Source organism: Roseateles sp. SL47 (genome assembly GCF_026625885.1).
GTDB lineage: Bacteria > Pseudomonadota > Gammaproteobacteria > Burkholderiales > Burkholderiaceae_C > Roseateles.
Map to the genome: position 1 here is coordinate 4,301,492 of NZ_CP113068.1, position 15,345 is coordinate 4,316,836.

Annotated in this window: 12 protein-coding genes; 2 read left to right on the forward strand and 10 right to left on the reverse strand. The window is 69.4% G+C overall.

Annotation, left to right across the window (positions count from 1 at the left end):
- Nucleotides 1–85: 85 nt before the first annotated feature.
- The 4 genes from OU995_RS18795 to OU995_RS18810 all read right to left on the reverse strand — a co-directional run bounded on the left by OU995_RS18795 (nt 86) and on the right by OU995_RS18810 (nt 6,837).
- A complete protein-coding gene (locus OU995_RS18795) occupies nt 86–3,370 on the reverse strand; it encodes a hypothetical protein (RefSeq protein ID WP_267831555.1) in 3,285 nt (1,094 codons plus the stop codon).
- 37 nt (nt 3,371–3,407) lie between these two features.
- Nucleotides 3,408–3,824 carry a hypothetical protein gene (locus OU995_RS18800; RefSeq protein WP_267831556.1) on the reverse strand — a complete coding sequence of 139 codons (417 nt, stop codon included), beginning with the start codon at nt 3,822–3,824 and terminating at the stop codon, nt 3,408–3,410.
- A 64-nt stretch (nt 3,825–3,888) separates the two neighbouring features.
- Entirely contained in the window at nt 3,889–5,775 is a 1,887-nt protein-coding gene (locus OU995_RS18805) for an aspartate/glutamate racemase family protein (RefSeq protein ID WP_267831557.1), read from the reverse strand.
- A gap of 165 nt (nt 5,776–5,940) precedes the next feature.
- Nucleotides 5,941–6,837, reverse strand: a complete 897-nt coding sequence (locus OU995_RS18810) for a LysR family transcriptional regulator (RefSeq protein ID WP_267831558.1) — start codon at nt 6,835–6,837, stop codon at nt 5,941–5,943.
- A 172-nt stretch (nt 6,838–7,009) separates the two neighbouring features.
- Here OU995_RS18810 and OU995_RS18815 point away from each other — a divergent pair, with 172 nt between their 5' ends.
- Nucleotides 7,010–7,924 carry an amino acid ABC transporter substrate-binding protein gene (locus OU995_RS18815; protein ID WP_267831559.1) on the forward strand — a complete coding sequence of 305 codons (915 nt, stop codon included), beginning with the start codon at nt 7,010–7,012 and terminating at the stop codon, nt 7,922–7,924.
- 36 nt (nt 7,925–7,960) lie between these two features.
- Here OU995_RS18815 and OU995_RS18820 read toward each other — a convergent pair whose 3' ends face one another.
- From OU995_RS18820 to OU995_RS18840, 5 genes are all read right to left on the reverse strand, one after another.
- Nucleotides 7,961–8,653, reverse strand: coding sequence for a response regulator transcription factor (locus tag OU995_RS18820; RefSeq protein ID WP_267831560.1), 693 nt, complete (start codon nt 8,651–8,653; stop codon nt 7,961–7,963).
- Complete coding sequence (locus OU995_RS18825; protein WP_267831561.1) at nt 8,650–10,257, reverse strand: sensor histidine kinase; 1,608 nt, start codon at nt 10,255–10,257, stop codon at nt 8,650–8,652. Before OU995_RS18825 ends, OU995_RS18820 begins: the two co-directional genes overlap by 4 nt.
- A 19-nt stretch (nt 10,258–10,276) precedes the next feature.
- Nucleotides 10,277–11,788 carry a S8 family peptidase gene (locus OU995_RS18830; protein WP_267831562.1) on the reverse strand — a complete coding sequence of 504 codons (1,512 nt, stop codon included), beginning with the start codon at nt 11,786–11,788 and terminating at the stop codon, nt 10,277–10,279.
- 76 nt (nt 11,789–11,864) lie between these two features.
- Nucleotides 11,865–12,656 carry a hypothetical protein gene (locus OU995_RS18835; RefSeq protein WP_267831563.1) on the reverse strand — a complete coding sequence of 264 codons (792 nt, stop codon included), beginning with the start codon at nt 12,654–12,656 and terminating at the stop codon, nt 11,865–11,867.
- A 53-nt stretch (nt 12,657–12,709) separates the two neighbouring features.
- Entirely contained in the window at nt 12,710–13,333 is a 624-nt protein-coding gene (locus OU995_RS18840) for an RNA polymerase sigma factor (RefSeq protein ID WP_267831564.1), read from the reverse strand.
- 84 nt (nt 13,334–13,417) lie between these two features.
- On the opposite strand from OU995_RS18840, the gene OU995_RS18845 reads away from it, so the two are divergent.
- Nucleotides 13,418–14,197, forward strand: coding sequence for a hypothetical protein (locus OU995_RS18845; RefSeq protein WP_267831565.1), 780 nt, complete (start codon nt 13,418–13,420; stop codon nt 14,195–14,197).
- Between the two features lie 112 nt (nt 14,198–14,309).
- Here OU995_RS18845 and trxB read toward each other — a convergent pair whose 3' ends face one another.
- On the reverse strand, nt 14,310–15,293 hold the full coding sequence (gene trxB, locus OU995_RS18850) for a thioredoxin-disulfide reductase (protein ID WP_267831566.1): 984 nt from the start codon (nt 15,291–15,293) through the stop codon (nt 14,310–14,312).
- Between the last annotated feature and the right edge of the window lie 52 nt (nt 15,294–15,345).

Here is a 15,345-nt window from a genome sequence, read left to right on the forward strand (position 1 = left end):
TGGCCGATACCGGCGCCCCCCCGGGGGCCGGCATGCGAAGCAGCTTGCGGGACCGCGAAGGGGCAGGACTGGAGACCCCCGGGGTTCACTCCTTCAACGACCCCGGCGTGGTCTCCCTTTCGCGCTGCCGCAGGTTGGCCCATCCCGGGGTGTCGAAGATGATTTCCCGCTCCCCTTCCACGGCCGCCATGCGGCTGCCACGCGCCACCGCCAGATTGCCGGCCGGGCCGTCCTGTTCGATGTTGCGCTGGAAGGCGATCAGCGAGGCGGGCATCCACGACTCGTCCGAAGACATCAGGGCGGCCCGGCGCGCCTGGATCTCGGCGTGCGCCTCCTTCATCCGTGGCGGCAGCTGCTGCTCCACCAGCGACAGGCGGTCCAGCTGTTCGGCCACCGCCGGGTGCAGGCGCTCCCGGGCGTAATAGACATGATTGGACTCGCGGATCGCGTCGATCTTGTGGAAGAACGCGGTCACCGCCTCCTGGCCCTTCTGCTGGGCCTGCTCCGGCGGCAGGTGGCGATGCGGATAGGCGAACAGGTCGACCCACTTCTGCTGGTTGGACAGCACCGCGCGCTTGAACAGGGCCTTGTCGGAGGTCTCCGTGTCACTGAAGGTCTTCTCCGGCACGATCTTGCCGTCGCGCAGCGGCACCCGCACCCGCACACTGCTGCTGGCGTCGTCATACATCAGCGAGCCGCTGGCCAGTTGCATGGCCGGAATGCCGACCGAACGCAGGTAGGCGCTGCCGTCCAGGCTGGTGTTGGCCCGCAGGCGGTCGTACCAGCCGCTGCGCACGTTGTTGATCTGGTAGGTGCCGGTGGTGTCGCGCTCACTCACCCGGGTGGACCAGCCCTTCTCGTAGGAGGCGCCGCTGGAGACACCAAAGCGGCCGCCGTTGTCGCCCCCCGTGGCCACGGACAGTGCGCCGCTAAGCGACGCATCGGAGCGATGCGTGGCGCTTTGCTGCTGCATCAGCGTCACGGAGAGTCCCTGGTCGGCGAAGCGGGCGATGAAGTCCTCCAGCAACTGTTCACGCTCCACATCGTCCCGGCACTGCGGCGCGCGGTCGTGCAGCATGCGGGCCATCTGGCCCATGGTTTCGCGCACGTCGGCATCGTTCTGGCGGAACACGGGGCCCGTGGGCGTCTCCTCGTCCCTTTCGATGCGGCGATCCACCCGCCACATGGCGCCCTGCAGGTCGCTGCGTTCGTAGCCGTAGGCGGCAATGTCCACGCCGCCGGCCGCGCGGCCGAGGTCGCCCCGATGCCCCGGCATGATGTGGCCGACCTGCAACCCGCCCCCGCCGGTCACTCGCCAGCGCTGGTCGCGGCCCATGAACATCTCGCCGCCATGCGTGGCGGCGCCGGCGCGGAAGATCTGCTCCAGCGTGCCCTCCCCGCGCGCATCGAAGCGCACGTTCAGCGGCCGCTTGCGGTCCCGGACGGACGGCAGGTCGACCTGGGAGTTAGCCAGATTGACACTGGTGCCCCGCGCCGAGGCGCCCAGGGTGACGGCATCGCTCACCCGGATGTGGTTGCCGAACTGCACCTTGTCCAGGAACTTGCCCACCACCTCGCCCGCCTCATGGGCGTTTGGCTCGGCGGGTCTGGGCGAGCGGGCCTCGATGGTGGCGATGACGGTGTCGGCGGCCTTGCGCGTGGCGTCGTCCAGCGGGATGCCCAGGCGGTCCGCCAAGGTCAGCAGGGCATCGAACCCGAGCGGGAGGTGGGCCGCCTCCTCATACATCCGGTGCCGGAGCCGGTCCAGCGCCACCGATTCATACAGCGGTGTCCGCTCGATGCCCTCGGTCGAGAGATCCAGCGGCCGCTGCGCCAGGTACTGCCGGGCCAGCAGGTCGATGGTGGTGTTGATGACGCCATCGGGGCCCTCCTCGGGCCTGGGGCCATGCACGATGTCGGCCGTCGACAGCCCGGCCCGGTGGTCCGGCGACCACGACTGGCTCAGCGCCAGCGCCGCCAGCCCGCGCACGGTGGCGTCGTCTGGGTCGGCAGCCCAGGGCAGATGGGTCTGCACGTGCGTGGCCAAGTGGCTCTGGATGTTGCCGACCAACCGCTCGATGGGCTCGGCCGCGACTTCGGCCGCGAGCTTGGTGGCCTCGTCGGCCAGGATGTGGCGGTCCGCGCCCGCCAGGCCATAACGGATCATGGAATTCAACGGGCCGCCCTGGTCCACCGGCCGGCCCAGTTGTTCCATAAAGGCCAGGGCATGCTGCTTCACCTGCTGCAGCGGCGTGCCCGGCCCCTCGGCCCGGAAATGGTTGTCCCAGAAGAAGTCCTCGGCGATGGCGGCATGGGACTCGGGGGGCGCGCCACCGGCCAGCGCCTCGCGCGCGCGGTCGCGCACACGCTCGGCCAGCGTGGGGGCGCCCGGCCCCTGCCCGGCTTCCAGGTCTCCCAGTTCGATCTCCTCTCCCGGGCCGGCCCGGCCTCGCGCCGCCGCCTGCTCCGTCGCCAGCTGGCCGGCCTCCAGGTAGCGTTGCAGCGCTGGCAGTTGGCCGGGCGGCAGTTGCGGGCAAAGCACCCTGGCGAGATCGGCGAACTGGTCGTTGCCCGCGATGTCCTGCAGCACCGCGCGGGCCAGCGTCAGGGCCGGATCGCGGTCCGCCGCGGGCAGGCCGTCCTGGTGCAGCAGCTGGTCGATGAGGTGCTCATCACGCAGGGTGGCAAAGACCGCGGGGGCCAGGGTCACGCTGCCATGCGGCAGCGCCGCCAGGGCATTCAGGCAGGCCAGCGACACGGCCAGCCCCAGTTCCGGCCCGTGCTGGCGGGCGATCTCGTCGATATGGGCCAGCACGGGGGCCTTCTCCGGCCCGAAACGCGCATGAACGGCCATGGCCTCGCTGTCCCAGAACGCGGACACGCCGTTGTCCCCAGCCAGGGCCCGCACCGCGGCCTGCATGGCCGGGCTGGAGCGGCCGCCGGTGGCGCCAATGGATTCGGCGCGCAGGTCGCGCAGGGTGCCCGCCATCCAGGCAATGTCGTCGGGCAGGCCGACCATGCGCTTGGCGGCATCCCGCACCCGGGTGAAGACGCCGGGAGCCGGCATCGTCACGTTGGGCACACCGCCGGGCGCGGCCAGCTCCCGCGTGGCGGCGGCGAAGCGCTCCAGCGTGGTGGCCTGGCCCGTCAGCGCGTTTTGGCGGGCCGGGCGGCCGTATTCGAGGCGGTTGATCCGGGACATGGCCGGACGCGGCGTGCCACGCCCCGGCAGGTTCTCCAGCGTCGGGTCCGTGCTTGGCGCCGGGCGGGGGCTGCCGCCCGACAGCATCGGCGGGGACAACTCCTCCTGCGGCGGCGAGGCAAAGCTCGGGCCGCCTGGAGCGCCGGACTGGATGCGATCATCTGCCATGAGGACTTCCTTTCTGCCGGGGACGTTGGCGCAGGGATCAGCGCTTGTGGCGGGCGACCAGCTCTGTCACGGCCAGCGCGGTGGCGATGATCTCGTTGAGCTGCGGCAGCAGCACCTGCGCGGGCTGGGGCAGCGGCGTCCACAGGATGGCCAGGTGGCCCTCCACCACGACGAAGCGCTGGTTCTCGCCGTCAACGCCCCAGGTGGCGGCTTCGGACAACGCGCTGATCCACAGCTCGTTGTTGAGCGCGCTGGCCTCCGCGATGCGGAAGAACGCGGCCAGGCGGCCGTTGCGGCCCGGCGCGATGGCGACGGTCAGTACGTCGTTGATGGTGATCGCCAGGCCGGCGTCGGGCGCGCTGCCCAGGTCCGTCTTCAGTGCGCGGGCGAAGGCTTCGAGGCAGCCGCGCACGGTGGGGGTGGATGCGTGGGCGGAAGAGGTCTTGAGGGTCATGGTGATGAATTCTGAACAATGAGATGAAAGCGCCAGGGCGGATGGGTCCGCCCCGAGGTGTGGATCAGTGCGCCGGCTCGTACGCGGGCCGTGTAGTGGGGCGGGTGGGCGACGCGTCACCGCTGGCGGGACGCTTGCTCGCGCTCGCCTCGGGCGCATCGTCATCCGTGCACAGCAGCCGCGAGACATCGCTCAGCACACCCGGCGTGGCCGGTATTGGCAGGCCGGAGCGGCGGATGGCCTCGCGCGCCTGCGCTTCCAGCGTGTCGATCAGCGGCAGGTCCGTGCCATCCGGCTTCTTGATCATGCCGGTCTTGAGCACCAGCGGGATCTCGGTGCAGGCCAGCAGGATGGCGTCGGCCCCCTTGTCGGCCAGTTCCTGGGCAGCCTTCAGCAGCAGCTGGTGGCCCACGTCGTTCTTGCCGGCCTTCACACCGTCATAGATGCCGGCCATGACCGCATCCTTCTGCGTGTCGGCGTTCGGGGTCAGCCACTCCCGGCCCTTGGCGGACTCGTGGTTCTGGTAGACGCCGGTGTTGACCGTGCCGGAGGTGGCGAGCAGGCCCACATTGCGGGCGCCAGGCGCGTGCTGGTCCAGCAGCTTCATCGTGGCGTCGACGATGTGGATGACGTCCAGGTTGAGCTTTTCGTCCTCGATGATCTTGGCCAGCTGCGGATAGAAATAGTGCGCCGTGTTGCAGGTCATCACGATGTCGTCCGCGCCCGCGTTCTTCAGCCGGCGCAGGCTGGCCGCCATCTCGGGAACCGGGTCGCGGCCGCCGGAGAGGATGGCACCGGTGCGGTCCGGGATGTCGGTGGCCTGGTCCAGCAGCAGGGGCACGTGGTCCTGGTCCTTGGTCGCCTTGTCGTTGAACTTGACCATGTAGTCACTGAACTGCATGGCCGCGGCCGGGCCCATGCCGCCCATCACACCGATGCGGCGCGGACGCGCCTCGCCCTCCGCCAGCGCCGTCATCACCCCTTGCAGGAAGTTGGTGGCCGGGGACGGCTTGACGGTGAAGGTGCCCGCCGGGGTGGTCAGGCGGCTGGCCTTGGTCTCGGCGCGGGCCAGGGCTTCCTTGCCCAGCGCCTCCAGCGTGTCGATCAGCGGCAGGTCGCCGCCATCGGCGTCCTTGACGTGGCCGGTCTTGAGCACCAGCGGAATCTCCGTGCAGGCCAGCAGGATGGCGTCGGCGCCCTTGTTGCGGAGCTCCTGCGCGGCGGCGAGCAGCATGGCCTCGCCCTCCTTCATCCTGCCGGCCTTCACGCCTTCGTAGATGCCCTTCATGACACAGGACTCCTGCGTCGTCTTGTCGGGGTAGATCCAATCCTTGTGGTGGCCGGTCTGCTCGGAACGCTGCTCGTAGATCCTGGAGTCCAGCGTGCCGGAGGTGGCCAGCAGGCCGATGCGCCTGGCGCCCGGCTTCTGCGCTTCCAGCTCCTTCATGGTGGCATCCACGATGTGCAGCAGGTCCAGCTTCAGGCCGAATTTCTCGATGGCCTCCAGCATGTCCGGATGGAAGTGGTGGGCCGTGTTGCAGGTGATGGCCACGATGTCCGCACCGCCCTCGTCCAGCCGCTTCAGGCTGGCGGTCATGTTGGGCACCGGGGACTCGGTCCCCTTCAGGATGGCCGACGTGCGATCCGGGATGTTGGTCGCCTGGTCGAGCAGCACACGGGCATGCTCCTGGTCGGTCTTGGCGTCGGTTTTCAGCTTGATGAGCTGGTGGCCGAACTGGTTGGCGGCGGCGGGCCCCATGCCGCCCATCACGCCGATGACGGCGCGCGGGCGCTGGCCGGTCTCGCTCTCGGGCGCCACGCTGCGCGGGCTCAAGGGGACGGTGGAGGTCGGCGTAGAACTGGGGCCCGCGGGCTGCGAGTCTTCGGACGTCGAGTGGGACGGCGATTCCGGAAGAACCGGGGTGTTCTGAATTTCGGTGAGTTTCACCATTGGTCACTCCTTTGATGCAGGCATGGCAATGGTTCTCAGCGCGCCTTTCCGGCGCAGGGCCCAACCGAAAATGTGGATGGAAAAACGAGCGGCGTCGTGGGCACCGGGGACATGCCGGCCGCGATCGTCACAACCGGGTCACGAAAACTGGACGCCGTTTCGCATTCACCCGCCCTGCAGGGACGCCGTGGCGGCCCGCATCGCGGCCACGAACGCCTCCACCGGCTGCGGCGAATGCTCGCCCGGCGCGATCAGCGCCCGCACCTCGACTGGAATTTCCGGCGTGATCGTGCGCACATGAAGCTCTTTGCAGCGGCTCGATTGCGCGGTAAACGAATCGATGATCGCCGGCCCGAAGCCTTCCTCCGCCAGCACCATGGCGATGTGATGCGTCTGCACCGAGATACCGGCCGAGGGCACCACGCCCAGCCGGTTCCACTGGTCGGCCAGCATGGCACCCAGCGGGTCGCGCTCATCGATGCGGATGAAGGGTTCGATCAGCACGTCCGCCAGGGCGATGGTGGTGCGCTTGTCCGAGCCCGCGCGCTGCAGCCGCGCCACATGCACCAACCGGCCAGTGGCCACGCGCTCCTCCCGCAGGCCCGCGTGCTGCACGTTGCCGTAGACGATGCCCACGTCCCCCTCCTGCAGCGCCATGGCGCGGGCCACCTCGTTGGAATGCAGCGTGCGCACGGAAATCGGCATCTCCGGATACCTGCCGCGGAAGCGCGCCAGCGCCTCCGGCAGCGCCCGCACGGCCAGCGACGGCACGATGAGCACCCGCAGCGTGGTGTCCGTGCCGGTGCGCAGGCCCACCGCGATGCGGCGCACGCCTTCCAGCTGCGACATGAGCTGCTGCATCGCCGGGTACAGCACCTGCGCCTCGCGCGTGGGCATCAGGCGGTTGCGCTGGCGGGTGAAGAGCTGGTAGCCCAGCTTGAGCTCGGCATGCTGCAGGGTCTGGGTGACGGCCGGCTGCGTGACATGCAGCAGCCGCGCGGCACCACTGACGGTGCCGGTGATCATCAGGGCATTGAAGGCTTCGATATGGCTCAGGCGCATGCATCACTCCGGGGCATGAGGGTTCCTGCCGGTGCACCGGCGGCACCGCTGCCGCACGATGGGGCGCAGGCATTAGTACAGCTTATGGTGGGATCAACATTCGCGATGCAGGCATCGTGCCTGCTTCCCTACGATCGGATACACCAAATCCCCTGAACCGATGGAGAACCGAATGTTCCGTGCCCTGCCCCATCCCCGGATCCGCAAGCTGTCGATCCTTCCGGTGCTGCCACTGCTGGCCGCCCCCGGCCTGGCGCTGGCCGACCCTGGCACGCTGGACAAGGCCAGGCAGAGTGGTGCCATCACGGTGGCCTATCGCGAGTCGTCCATCCCCTTCTCCTACCTGGGCGGTGACGGCAAACCGACCGGCTTCGGCTGGGAGATCTGCAACAAGATCGTCGAGCAGGTCAAGGTGGCCACCGGCCGCAAGGACCTGAAGGTCAACAGCCAGCCCGTGACCTCGCAGAACCGCATCCCCCTGCTGCAGAACGGCACGGTGGACATCGAGTGCGGTTCCACCACCAACAACTCGGAGCGCAACAAGCAGGTCGGCTTCGCCATCAACTATTTCTATACCGGCACGCGCTTCATCACCAAGGCGTCCAGCGGTCTGAAGTCGGTGGAGGACTTGAAGGGCCGCAAAGTGGTCTCCACCGTGGGCACCACCAACTTCCAGGTGCTGCGCCGCCTCAACGCCGAGCGCGGGCTGGACCTGGACCTGATCGGTGCCAAGGACCACGCCGAGTCGCTGCTGCTGGTGGAACACGGCCGCGCCGACGCCTTCGGCATGGACGATGTGCTGCTCTACGGGCTGCGCGCCAGCGCCAAGGATCCGGCGGCACTGGCCATCTTTGGTGATCCGATCCGGGTCGAGCCCTATGCCATCATGCTGCGCAAGGACGACGCGCCCTTCAAGGCGCTGGTCGACCGCGTGCTGACCGGGCTGATCAGGAGCGGCGAGTTCGAGCAGCTCTACAAGAAGTGGTTCCAGTCCCCGATCCCGCCGCACAACATCAACCTGAACGCGCCGATGAGCGCGGAGCTGCAGGCCAACCTGAAGGCGCTGTCGGACAAGCCGACGTTCTGACCCGCGGGCCGCTCCCACGCTCGACACGCCCGGACCTCAGGGCCCCGGGCTGTGGTCCAGCCGATAGCCCAGGCCCCGCACGGTCTTGAGCAGCGGCAAGGCATGGCCGGCGTCGATCTTGGCGCGCAGGCGCCGCACATACACGTCCACGATGTTGGTGAGCGGGTCGATGTGGGTACCCCACACATTGGCGAGGATGCGCTCGCGGCTGAACAGCCGCCCCGGCGCGCTCATCAGCAATTCCAGGAAGGCCAGTTCCTTGGCCGTCAGCGTGATCGGCTGGCCGGCGCGCTGCACCTGCATGCGCTCGCGGTCCAGCACCAGGTCGGCGACCTGCAGGGTCTGCACCACCGCGCGTTGCTCGCGCCCGCGGCGCAGCAGCGCATCAATGCGCGCCAGCAGTTCTTCGAAGTCGAAGGGTTTGGTCAGGTAGTCGTCCGCGCCCAGGCGCAGGCCACGCACCTTGTCGCCGGTGCCGTCCATGGCGGAGAGCATCAGGATGGGCACCTGGCAGCCCTCCGCGCGCAGGGTCTGGCAAAGGTCCAGGCCGCCCAGGCCGGGCAGCATCAGGTCCAGGATGATCATCGACGTGGCCTGGCCGCGCGCGCGGGCCAGACCCTCCGGGCCGGTGCGGGCGACTTCCACGGTGAAGCCCTCAGCTTCCAGTCCGCGGGAGAGAAAGTCCGCGATGCGCGGATCGTCTTCAATGACAAGCAGGTGTCGGTTCATGACTGCGGGAAAGAGGCAAGCGGCAGCCGCATGCGCACCGTGGTGCCACGGTCCACTTCGCTGTGCAGGTCGATATGCCCGCCATGCGCCTGCATGATGGTGCGGGCGATGGACAGGCCGATGCCGGTGCCGTCCGCGCGATGGCGCCGGGCCCGGGGGCCGCGCACGAAGCGGTCGAACACCTGCGTCAGTTCTTCTTCCGAGATGCCGATGCCCTCGTCGGTGACACTGAGCTCCACCTCCTCCTGCAACACCGCGCACGCCACGCGCACCCGGCCCTGCGGGCGGGAGTAGCGGATCGCGTTGTCCAGCACGATCATCAAGGCTTGGCGCAGCCGGGTGGGGTCGGCGTCGATGGTGAGGTCGTTGGGGATGGCGCCGGTCTCCAGCCGCTGGCCGTGCAGCGTGGCCAGGGCCTGCGCTTGGGCCACGGTGTCGGCCAGCAGCGGGCCCAGGGCCAGGCGTTCGGGCAGGATGTCCAGCTCGTCCGCTTCGGCACGGGCCACCAGCAGCAGGTCATCCACCAGGGAGGTCAACTGCTTCACCGCCGCGACGATGCGCTGCAGCGTCATTCGGTGCTGCTCGCCGGTCATGCTCAGCGAGCGCAGCGCGATGTCCGCCTCGCCCCGGATCACCGTGGCGGGCGTCCGCAGTTCGTGCCCAAGGTCCGCGAAGAGCTGGCGGCGGCGCTGGTCCAGCTGCTGGAGCGTGCCATGGGCCTGCTCCAGCTCCTGTGTGCGGGCCTTCACTGCGTCCTCCAGCCGGCGCCGCACCACGTCCATGGCGGCGCGGTGCTGCTGGAGCTCATGCGCCATGGCGTTGAAATGGGCGGCGACACGGCCGAACTCGTCGACGTCATGCACCGGAATGCGGTGCTCCAGCCGCCCGGCCTGCAGTGCCTGCGTGCCGGCGAGCAAGTCGTCCAGCGGGCGGCGAAGCCGGCGGCTCAGGTGCACATACAGCGCCACCGCCACGCCAAAGGTCAGCCCCACCATGCCCACCGCCTGCAGGCGCAGCCGGTGGATGCCGTTTTCGGTGGCGGCGCGGGCGATCGGCACGGCCTGGCGCTGGCGGTCGATCGCGCCGTTGAGCAGGTCGCGCAGGTCGCGGCCGTGGGTGGTGTCGAACACCTGGTTCAGGTGGCGCCACACATCCGCGAAGCTGGAACGGTCCGGATGCGGCTCCAGCTCGCGCAACTGGGTGCGCAGCTCCGTGATGTTGGCCCCCAGCAGGCTGGTGATCTCCACGAGCTGCGCGGCGTCGTCGGGGATCTCCATGTCGTCGCGGGCGGCGATCTCGCGCCAGGAGGCCAGGTTGCGGCGGGACATGTCGGTCAGCCGCTCTGCGCTGGCGGACATGCGGTCCAGCAGCCGCTCCCGGATCTCTGGCAACGCCGACACCCCCATGGTCTGCTGGGCGGCCCAGGTGCGCAGGCGCTGCTTGTCGGCGGAGAGGTCCAGCAGTTCGGACAGCAGGTCGCTGGTGAGCCGGCTGTGGGCCGTGTAGCTCTCCACACGCATGGTGCCGAGATAGACAAAACCGGCCTGTATGCAGACCAGCACCAGCATCGCGGCCAGGGCGAGCGTCACGCGGGATCGGAACATGGGGCTCGTGGAGGTCGGGTCAGGGGCAGCGCAGCCCCTGGATGCCCAGCAGGCGGGCGGCCACGCAGGCATTGATCGGCGCCGTGGCCGAGGTCATGGATTCTCGCAGCGCGCGGCGCAGGCGGTCCGCATCGGCCGAAGGCACCAGCGAGCGCAGCAGCGCCACCACACCGGCGGCGTTGGCCGAGGCCAGGGAGCTGCCGGTGTCCATGTCGTACTCGCCACCGGGCACCGTGGTCAGCACCGAGCGGCCGGGCGCGGCCAGGCGCTCCTCGACCGTGCCGGCGGTGTTGATCGCTCCCACGGCCGGCAAGGGGTCACCCGCCGTGGCCACCACCAGCGTGCCGGGCACATTGCTGGGGAACCCGGCGGCCAGCCGCTCCGGCGGGGCCGCCGCCACCACCACGGCACCCCGGGCCTGGGCATGTTGCAGCAGCCTGGTCAGCAAGGGGTCGCTCGGGCCACCCAGGCTGAGGTTGATCACATCCGCCCCGTCGGCAATGGCTGCGCCCAGCGCCTGGGCCAGGGTGAAGGAGTTGCAGCGGGCCGTGGCGGAACCGCTCTCCCCGCTGCGGACGGTGTCGGCCCAGCAGGCGCGGTAGCTCAGCAGCATGGCACCCGGCGCCAGGCCGACGATGCCGGTCCGGTTGTTGACCCGCGCGGCGATCAGGCCCAGCACCTCGGTGCCATGGCGTTCGGGGAACGTCTCCACATAACCGCCGCCACCGCCCACATAGTCGCGCTGGCGGGGCAGACGGCCCTGCAGGTCGGGATGGCGGGCGTCGACCCCGGTGTCGATGACGGCCACCTTCACGCGGGCGCCCGTGCCCAGCTGCTGCAGCGGCGCCACCGCCATCTGCTGGAAGCCGCGCTGCAGGCCGTAGTACGGGTCGTTGTAGGGGGGCGTGGCACCAGTACCGGTGCTGTTGCTGTTGCTGGTGGCGGCACCCGCTCCGCTGGTCGAGACGGCGCCAGCAGGCTGCGCGGTCGTGCCCATACCGGAAACCGCGCCGGTGTCACCACCGGGGGCCTGCAGCACCTTGGTGCCGGTGAAGGTCTCGAACTCCTGCAGCGGCTGCGCCAGCTGGACCCGTTCATCTTTCTTCAGCCGCTGGATCACCGCGTCCAGATCGTCGCCCGGAGCGATGGCAAACAGCATGCAGCGCAGGTTCAGCGGGGCGATGGTCCAGGCGGCCCGCTCCCGCAAGCCGTACTCGCGGGCCACGGCCTCGGAGACCGCCGCGGCGCCTGCGCTGCCGGCATAACCCGCCATGCGGCGATAGTCCCCACGCGGAGAGCCTCCGGCGCCGGACAAGGGTTCGCCCGCGTCCTTGACGGCCAGGATGAGGCGGCGTTCAACAGGGCGGGGACCGGCCTCGGGCACCCCATCGGGGCCGCCGGCCTCGGCCTGCGCTCCAGGCCCACGATCAGATCCGGTGGCGGGGCCACCCACTGTTCCCGTCGCCTGACCCCAGACGCTCAGCGGCGCCATCACCAGGCCCGCCAGGGCCAGCACCGCCGCCAGCATCATCCCGAATCTTGTTGTCCTCACACTGCTCCTGCCTCGCACAGCCTGACCGCCACCCCCTGGCCGCTCGCGCCCGCGCTCATCGCGAGGCTTCCGGCAGGGCCACGCCCACGGGGACCACCAGCACCACGCCCGGCTCGCTGCGCAGGTGTTGCGCCAGTGAACCCGCCGCCGACGCGGGAATGGACTCCGGATGCAGCGGCGCCAGCAGCAGGCTGCTGGCCTCCTCGTCCGCCCCCACGATGCGCAGGCTATGCTGGGTCAGCAGGCGGCGCAAGGTGTTCACATCGATGTTGCCATCGGGCACCAGGCGCAGGATGGCCCCCGGCGGCAGCGCCGCCGGCTGGCTCAGGGTCACGAAGTCGGGTTGCTGCGGGTCCATCATCACGCGCAGGCCCAGCACGCAGATCGCCACGGCCTGCACCGCCACCGCCATGATCAGCCAGCGCTTGTTCTTCGAGCGGCCGGCCACCACGGTGGCGGTGGCCAGGTCCAGTTCGTCATTGCGGGCCGGGCCGCGGCGGGCGCCGGCGGCCATGGCCTCGGCCTCTTCCTCGCGGGCCCACAGACGCTGCAGGCCGGCGCTCATCGCGGCCTCGTCCTCGGCCGCCACGGGGCCGTCCTGCATGCCGCGGAAGATCTGCTCCTGGTAGTCCAGTTCGTCGCTGCAGTGGCGGCAGTCCACTACATGCTCCTGCACCATGCGAGCCTGCTCGGGCGTGGCGCTGCCGGCCACCACCCAGGGGATGGTGTCCCACACCTGCCGGTGCTCGTTCAGCGCAAAGGCCTCCGGCTCGGCGCCCGCGCGCAGGTCGGCGGAGAAGTCGCCATCGGACGATTCCTGAAAAGAGCCGCTGGGGAGCCCGGTCATGGGCTCGTTGCTCGCCGGGTGCTTTGGCCCGACAGTCGGTCCGTTGTTCGCTTTCATGGCCCGTGTCCTTCGGTGCCGCTCATGGGGCGGCTGACGCCACCCAGTTCGGGCAGCACATTGCGCAGGCGGATGCGTGCATGGAACATGCGTGCTTTCACCGTTCCCGTGGCGCAATTCATGATGCGGGCAATGTCCTCGCAGGATTCGCCCAGGTAATAAGCCAGTTCCAAGGTAACCCGTTGTTCCATCGGCAAGGCGGAGAGCCCACGGGCCAGCCAGTTGCGCAGTTCGCGGTCCGGCCCCTCGTTGACCGAGGGTTCCGCCATCGCGAGTTCCGCCTCGTGCACGGACGAGGCATTGATTTCTTCCGACGCCACCCCGTCCCGCAAGGCCTTCAGCATGCAGCGGTAGGCAATGCCATGGACCCAGGTGCTTACCCGGGATTCTCCCCGGAAGTTGCCGGCCGTGCGCCAGACCACCCACAGGGCCTCGTTCACCACCTCGTCGGCCAGGTCCTGGCGGCCGCAACAGCGCAGCACGAACCGCGAGAGCCGGGGCCGGCAGTGCCGGTAGAGCTGCTCGAAGGCGGATCGGTCGCCGGCGGCGGTGGCCTGCAACCAGGCGCGCAGGCACGGTTCAACGGCCGTATCCGTTTCGTTGGCAACGCTTTTGAGCATGACGTGGACTTTTCTGCAGAGAAGTGTCGTTCGTAGGTGCCACAATCCGCGCCAATGGTTGTTTCCCGCCGTAAAAAAAACGAGATGACTCGTCAGGAATTCCGCGTCTCCTCCGGGAGGGCGGACGCATGGCGAGCCCCACCAGGGAAAACCCCCAGCCGCGTCGCCGCACGCTGCGCGCCCTTGCTCGCCGCGCTGCTGGCCGCTCCCACGGTGCATGCCCAGACCTACAGCGGCACCCTGTCGGTCGTGACCGAACGGGTCTCACGGGGGATCAGCATGAGTGGCGACCGTCCCTCCGCGATGCTGGACCTCGGCTACCGGGACGACCGCAACTGGGCGCTGGGCCTGGGCCTGGCCACCGTGCACGGCCAGGGTGACGCCACGGCCGAGGCCATTGTCTCCGCCACCCGCTGGTGGCAGATTGACGACAAGCGCACCCTCACCGTCTCCGCCGCCCATTACGACTATGCCGGCGGCGGCAATGCCAGCCGCCTGCGCTATGCCGACTTGTCCGTCGGCGGGCTCTGGGATTCCCCCACGGGCCAGTGGGCCGCTTCGGTCTCGCTCTCGCCCGACCTGCCGGTCACCACCGGGGACGGCTACCAGGGCCACCTCGGCGGCACCATCCTGGAACTGACCTGGCACCGGCGCCTGATGGGCGCCGTGGCGGCCGACGTGGGCTGGGGGGTGGTGGACAACTGGGACCGCAAGACCAGCTCCTACACCTTCGCCAACGGCGGCCTCAGCTACACGGCCGGCGCCTGGCGCTTCAGCCTCGTGCGGCTCTATAGCGCGGTGCCCCCGGACGCCAAGGGCGCCCGCCCGCGATGGATCGCGGGCATGGCCTGGACGTTCAAATAGCCCTCACCCGCCGCCGCTGGCGGACGGCCGGATCAAGGACCCGATCAGTGGCCAGATCAGTGGCCAGATCAGTGGCCGGACTGGCGACCCGCCGGCTGTCCGGGAACGCCGCCTACAGCGCCTGCTGCTCCAGGAAGCGCTGCGCATCCAGCGCCGCCATGCAGCCTGTCCCGGCGCTGGTGATGGCCTGGCGGTAGACGTCGTCCTGCACGTCGCCAGCGGCGAAGATGCCGGGGACGCTGGTCATGGTGGCGTAGGCCCTCGGCCCGCCCCGGGTGACCACATACCCGTCACGCAGCGCCAGTTGCCCCCGGAACAGCTCAGTGTTGGGCACATGGCCGATGGCGATGAAGCAGCCCTGCAGCGCGATCTCGCGGGTCAGGCCCTCCCGGGGCACGCTGAGCGTGCTGCGGATGCGCACGCCGGTCACGCCCGAAGCATCCCCCAGCACCTCGTCCAGCACCGCATGCAGGTGCAGGTGAATGGCGCCGGCCTGGACCTTCTCCATCAGCTTGTCGACCAGGATGGGTTCGGCACGGAACCGGTCTCGGCGGTGGATCAGGTGCACCTTGCTGGCGATGTTGGAGAGGTACAGCGCCTCCTCCACGGCCGTATTGCCGCCGCCCACCACGCAGACCTCCTGCTCGCGGTAGAAGAAACCGTCGCAGGTCGCGCAGGCGCTCACGCCTCGGCCCATGAATTCCGCCTCGGACGGCAGCCCGAGGTATTGGGCCGACGCGCCCGTGGACAGGATCACGGCGTCGGCGGTGTAGCTACTGTGGTCCCCCTTGAGCACAAAAGGCCGGCGGGAGAAGTCCACCTCCTGGATGTGATCGAACAGCAGGTTGGCCTGGAAGCGTTCGGCATGGCGCTGGAAGCGCTGCATCAGCGCCGGTCCCTGCACGCCCATCACGTCCGCCGGCCAGTTGTCGACGTCGGTGGTGGTCATCAACTGGCCGCCCTGCGCCATGCCAGTGATCAGCAGCGGCTTGAGGTTGGCGCGGGCGGCGTAGATGGCGGCCGTGTAGCCGGCGGGACCGGAGCCGAGGATCAGCAGGCGGGCATGGCGAGGCGGGGGCGACGAAGAATGGCTCATGGTGCTTATGGGGTCCAACGAAAGTCGAGCGATATTCAGATCAGGATTGCGG

Coding starts and splice junctions, on each gene's coding strand:
- OU995_RS18795 (WP_267831555.1), bottom strand. CDS start 3,370: ATGGCAGATGATCGCATCCAGTCCGGCGCTCCAGGCGGCCCGAGCTTT.
- OU995_RS18815 (WP_267831559.1), top strand. CDS start 7,010: ATGTTCCGTGCCCTGCCCCATCCCCGGATCCGCAAGCTGTCGATCCTT.
- OU995_RS18800 (WP_267831556.1), bottom strand. CDS start 3,824: ATGACCCTCAAGACCTCTTCCGCCCACGCATCCACCCCCACCGTGCGC.
- OU995_RS18840 (WP_267831564.1), bottom strand. CDS start 13,333: ATGCTCAAAAGCGTTGCCAACGAAACGGATACGGCCGTTGAACCGTGC.
- OU995_RS18830 (WP_267831562.1), bottom strand. CDS start 11,788: ATGATGCTGGCGGCGGTGCTGGCCCTGGCGGGCCTGGTGATGGCGCCG.
- OU995_RS18820 (WP_267831560.1), bottom strand. CDS start 8,653: ATGAACCGACACCTGCTTGTCATTGAAGACGATCCGCGCATCGCGGAC.
- OU995_RS18810 (WP_267831558.1), bottom strand. CDS start 6,837: ATGCGCCTGAGCCATATCGAAGCCTTCAATGCCCTGATGATCACCGGC.
- OU995_RS18805 (WP_267831557.1), bottom strand. CDS start 5,775: ATGGTGAAACTCACCGAAATTCAGAACACCCCGGTTCTTCCGGAATCG.
- OU995_RS18825 (WP_267831561.1), bottom strand. CDS start 10,257: ATGTTCCGATCCCGCGTGACGCTCGCCCTGGCCGCGATGCTGGTGCTG.
- OU995_RS18845 (WP_267831565.1), top strand. CDS start 13,418: ATGACTCGTCAGGAATTCCGCGTCTCCTCCGGGAGGGCGGACGCATGG.
- trxB (WP_267831566.1), bottom strand. CDS start 15,293: ATGAGCCATTCTTCGTCGCCCCCGCCTCGCCATGCCCGCCTGCTGATC.
- OU995_RS18835 (WP_267831563.1), bottom strand. CDS start 12,656: ATGACCGGGCTCCCCAGCGGCTCTTTTCAGGAATCGTCCGATGGCGAC.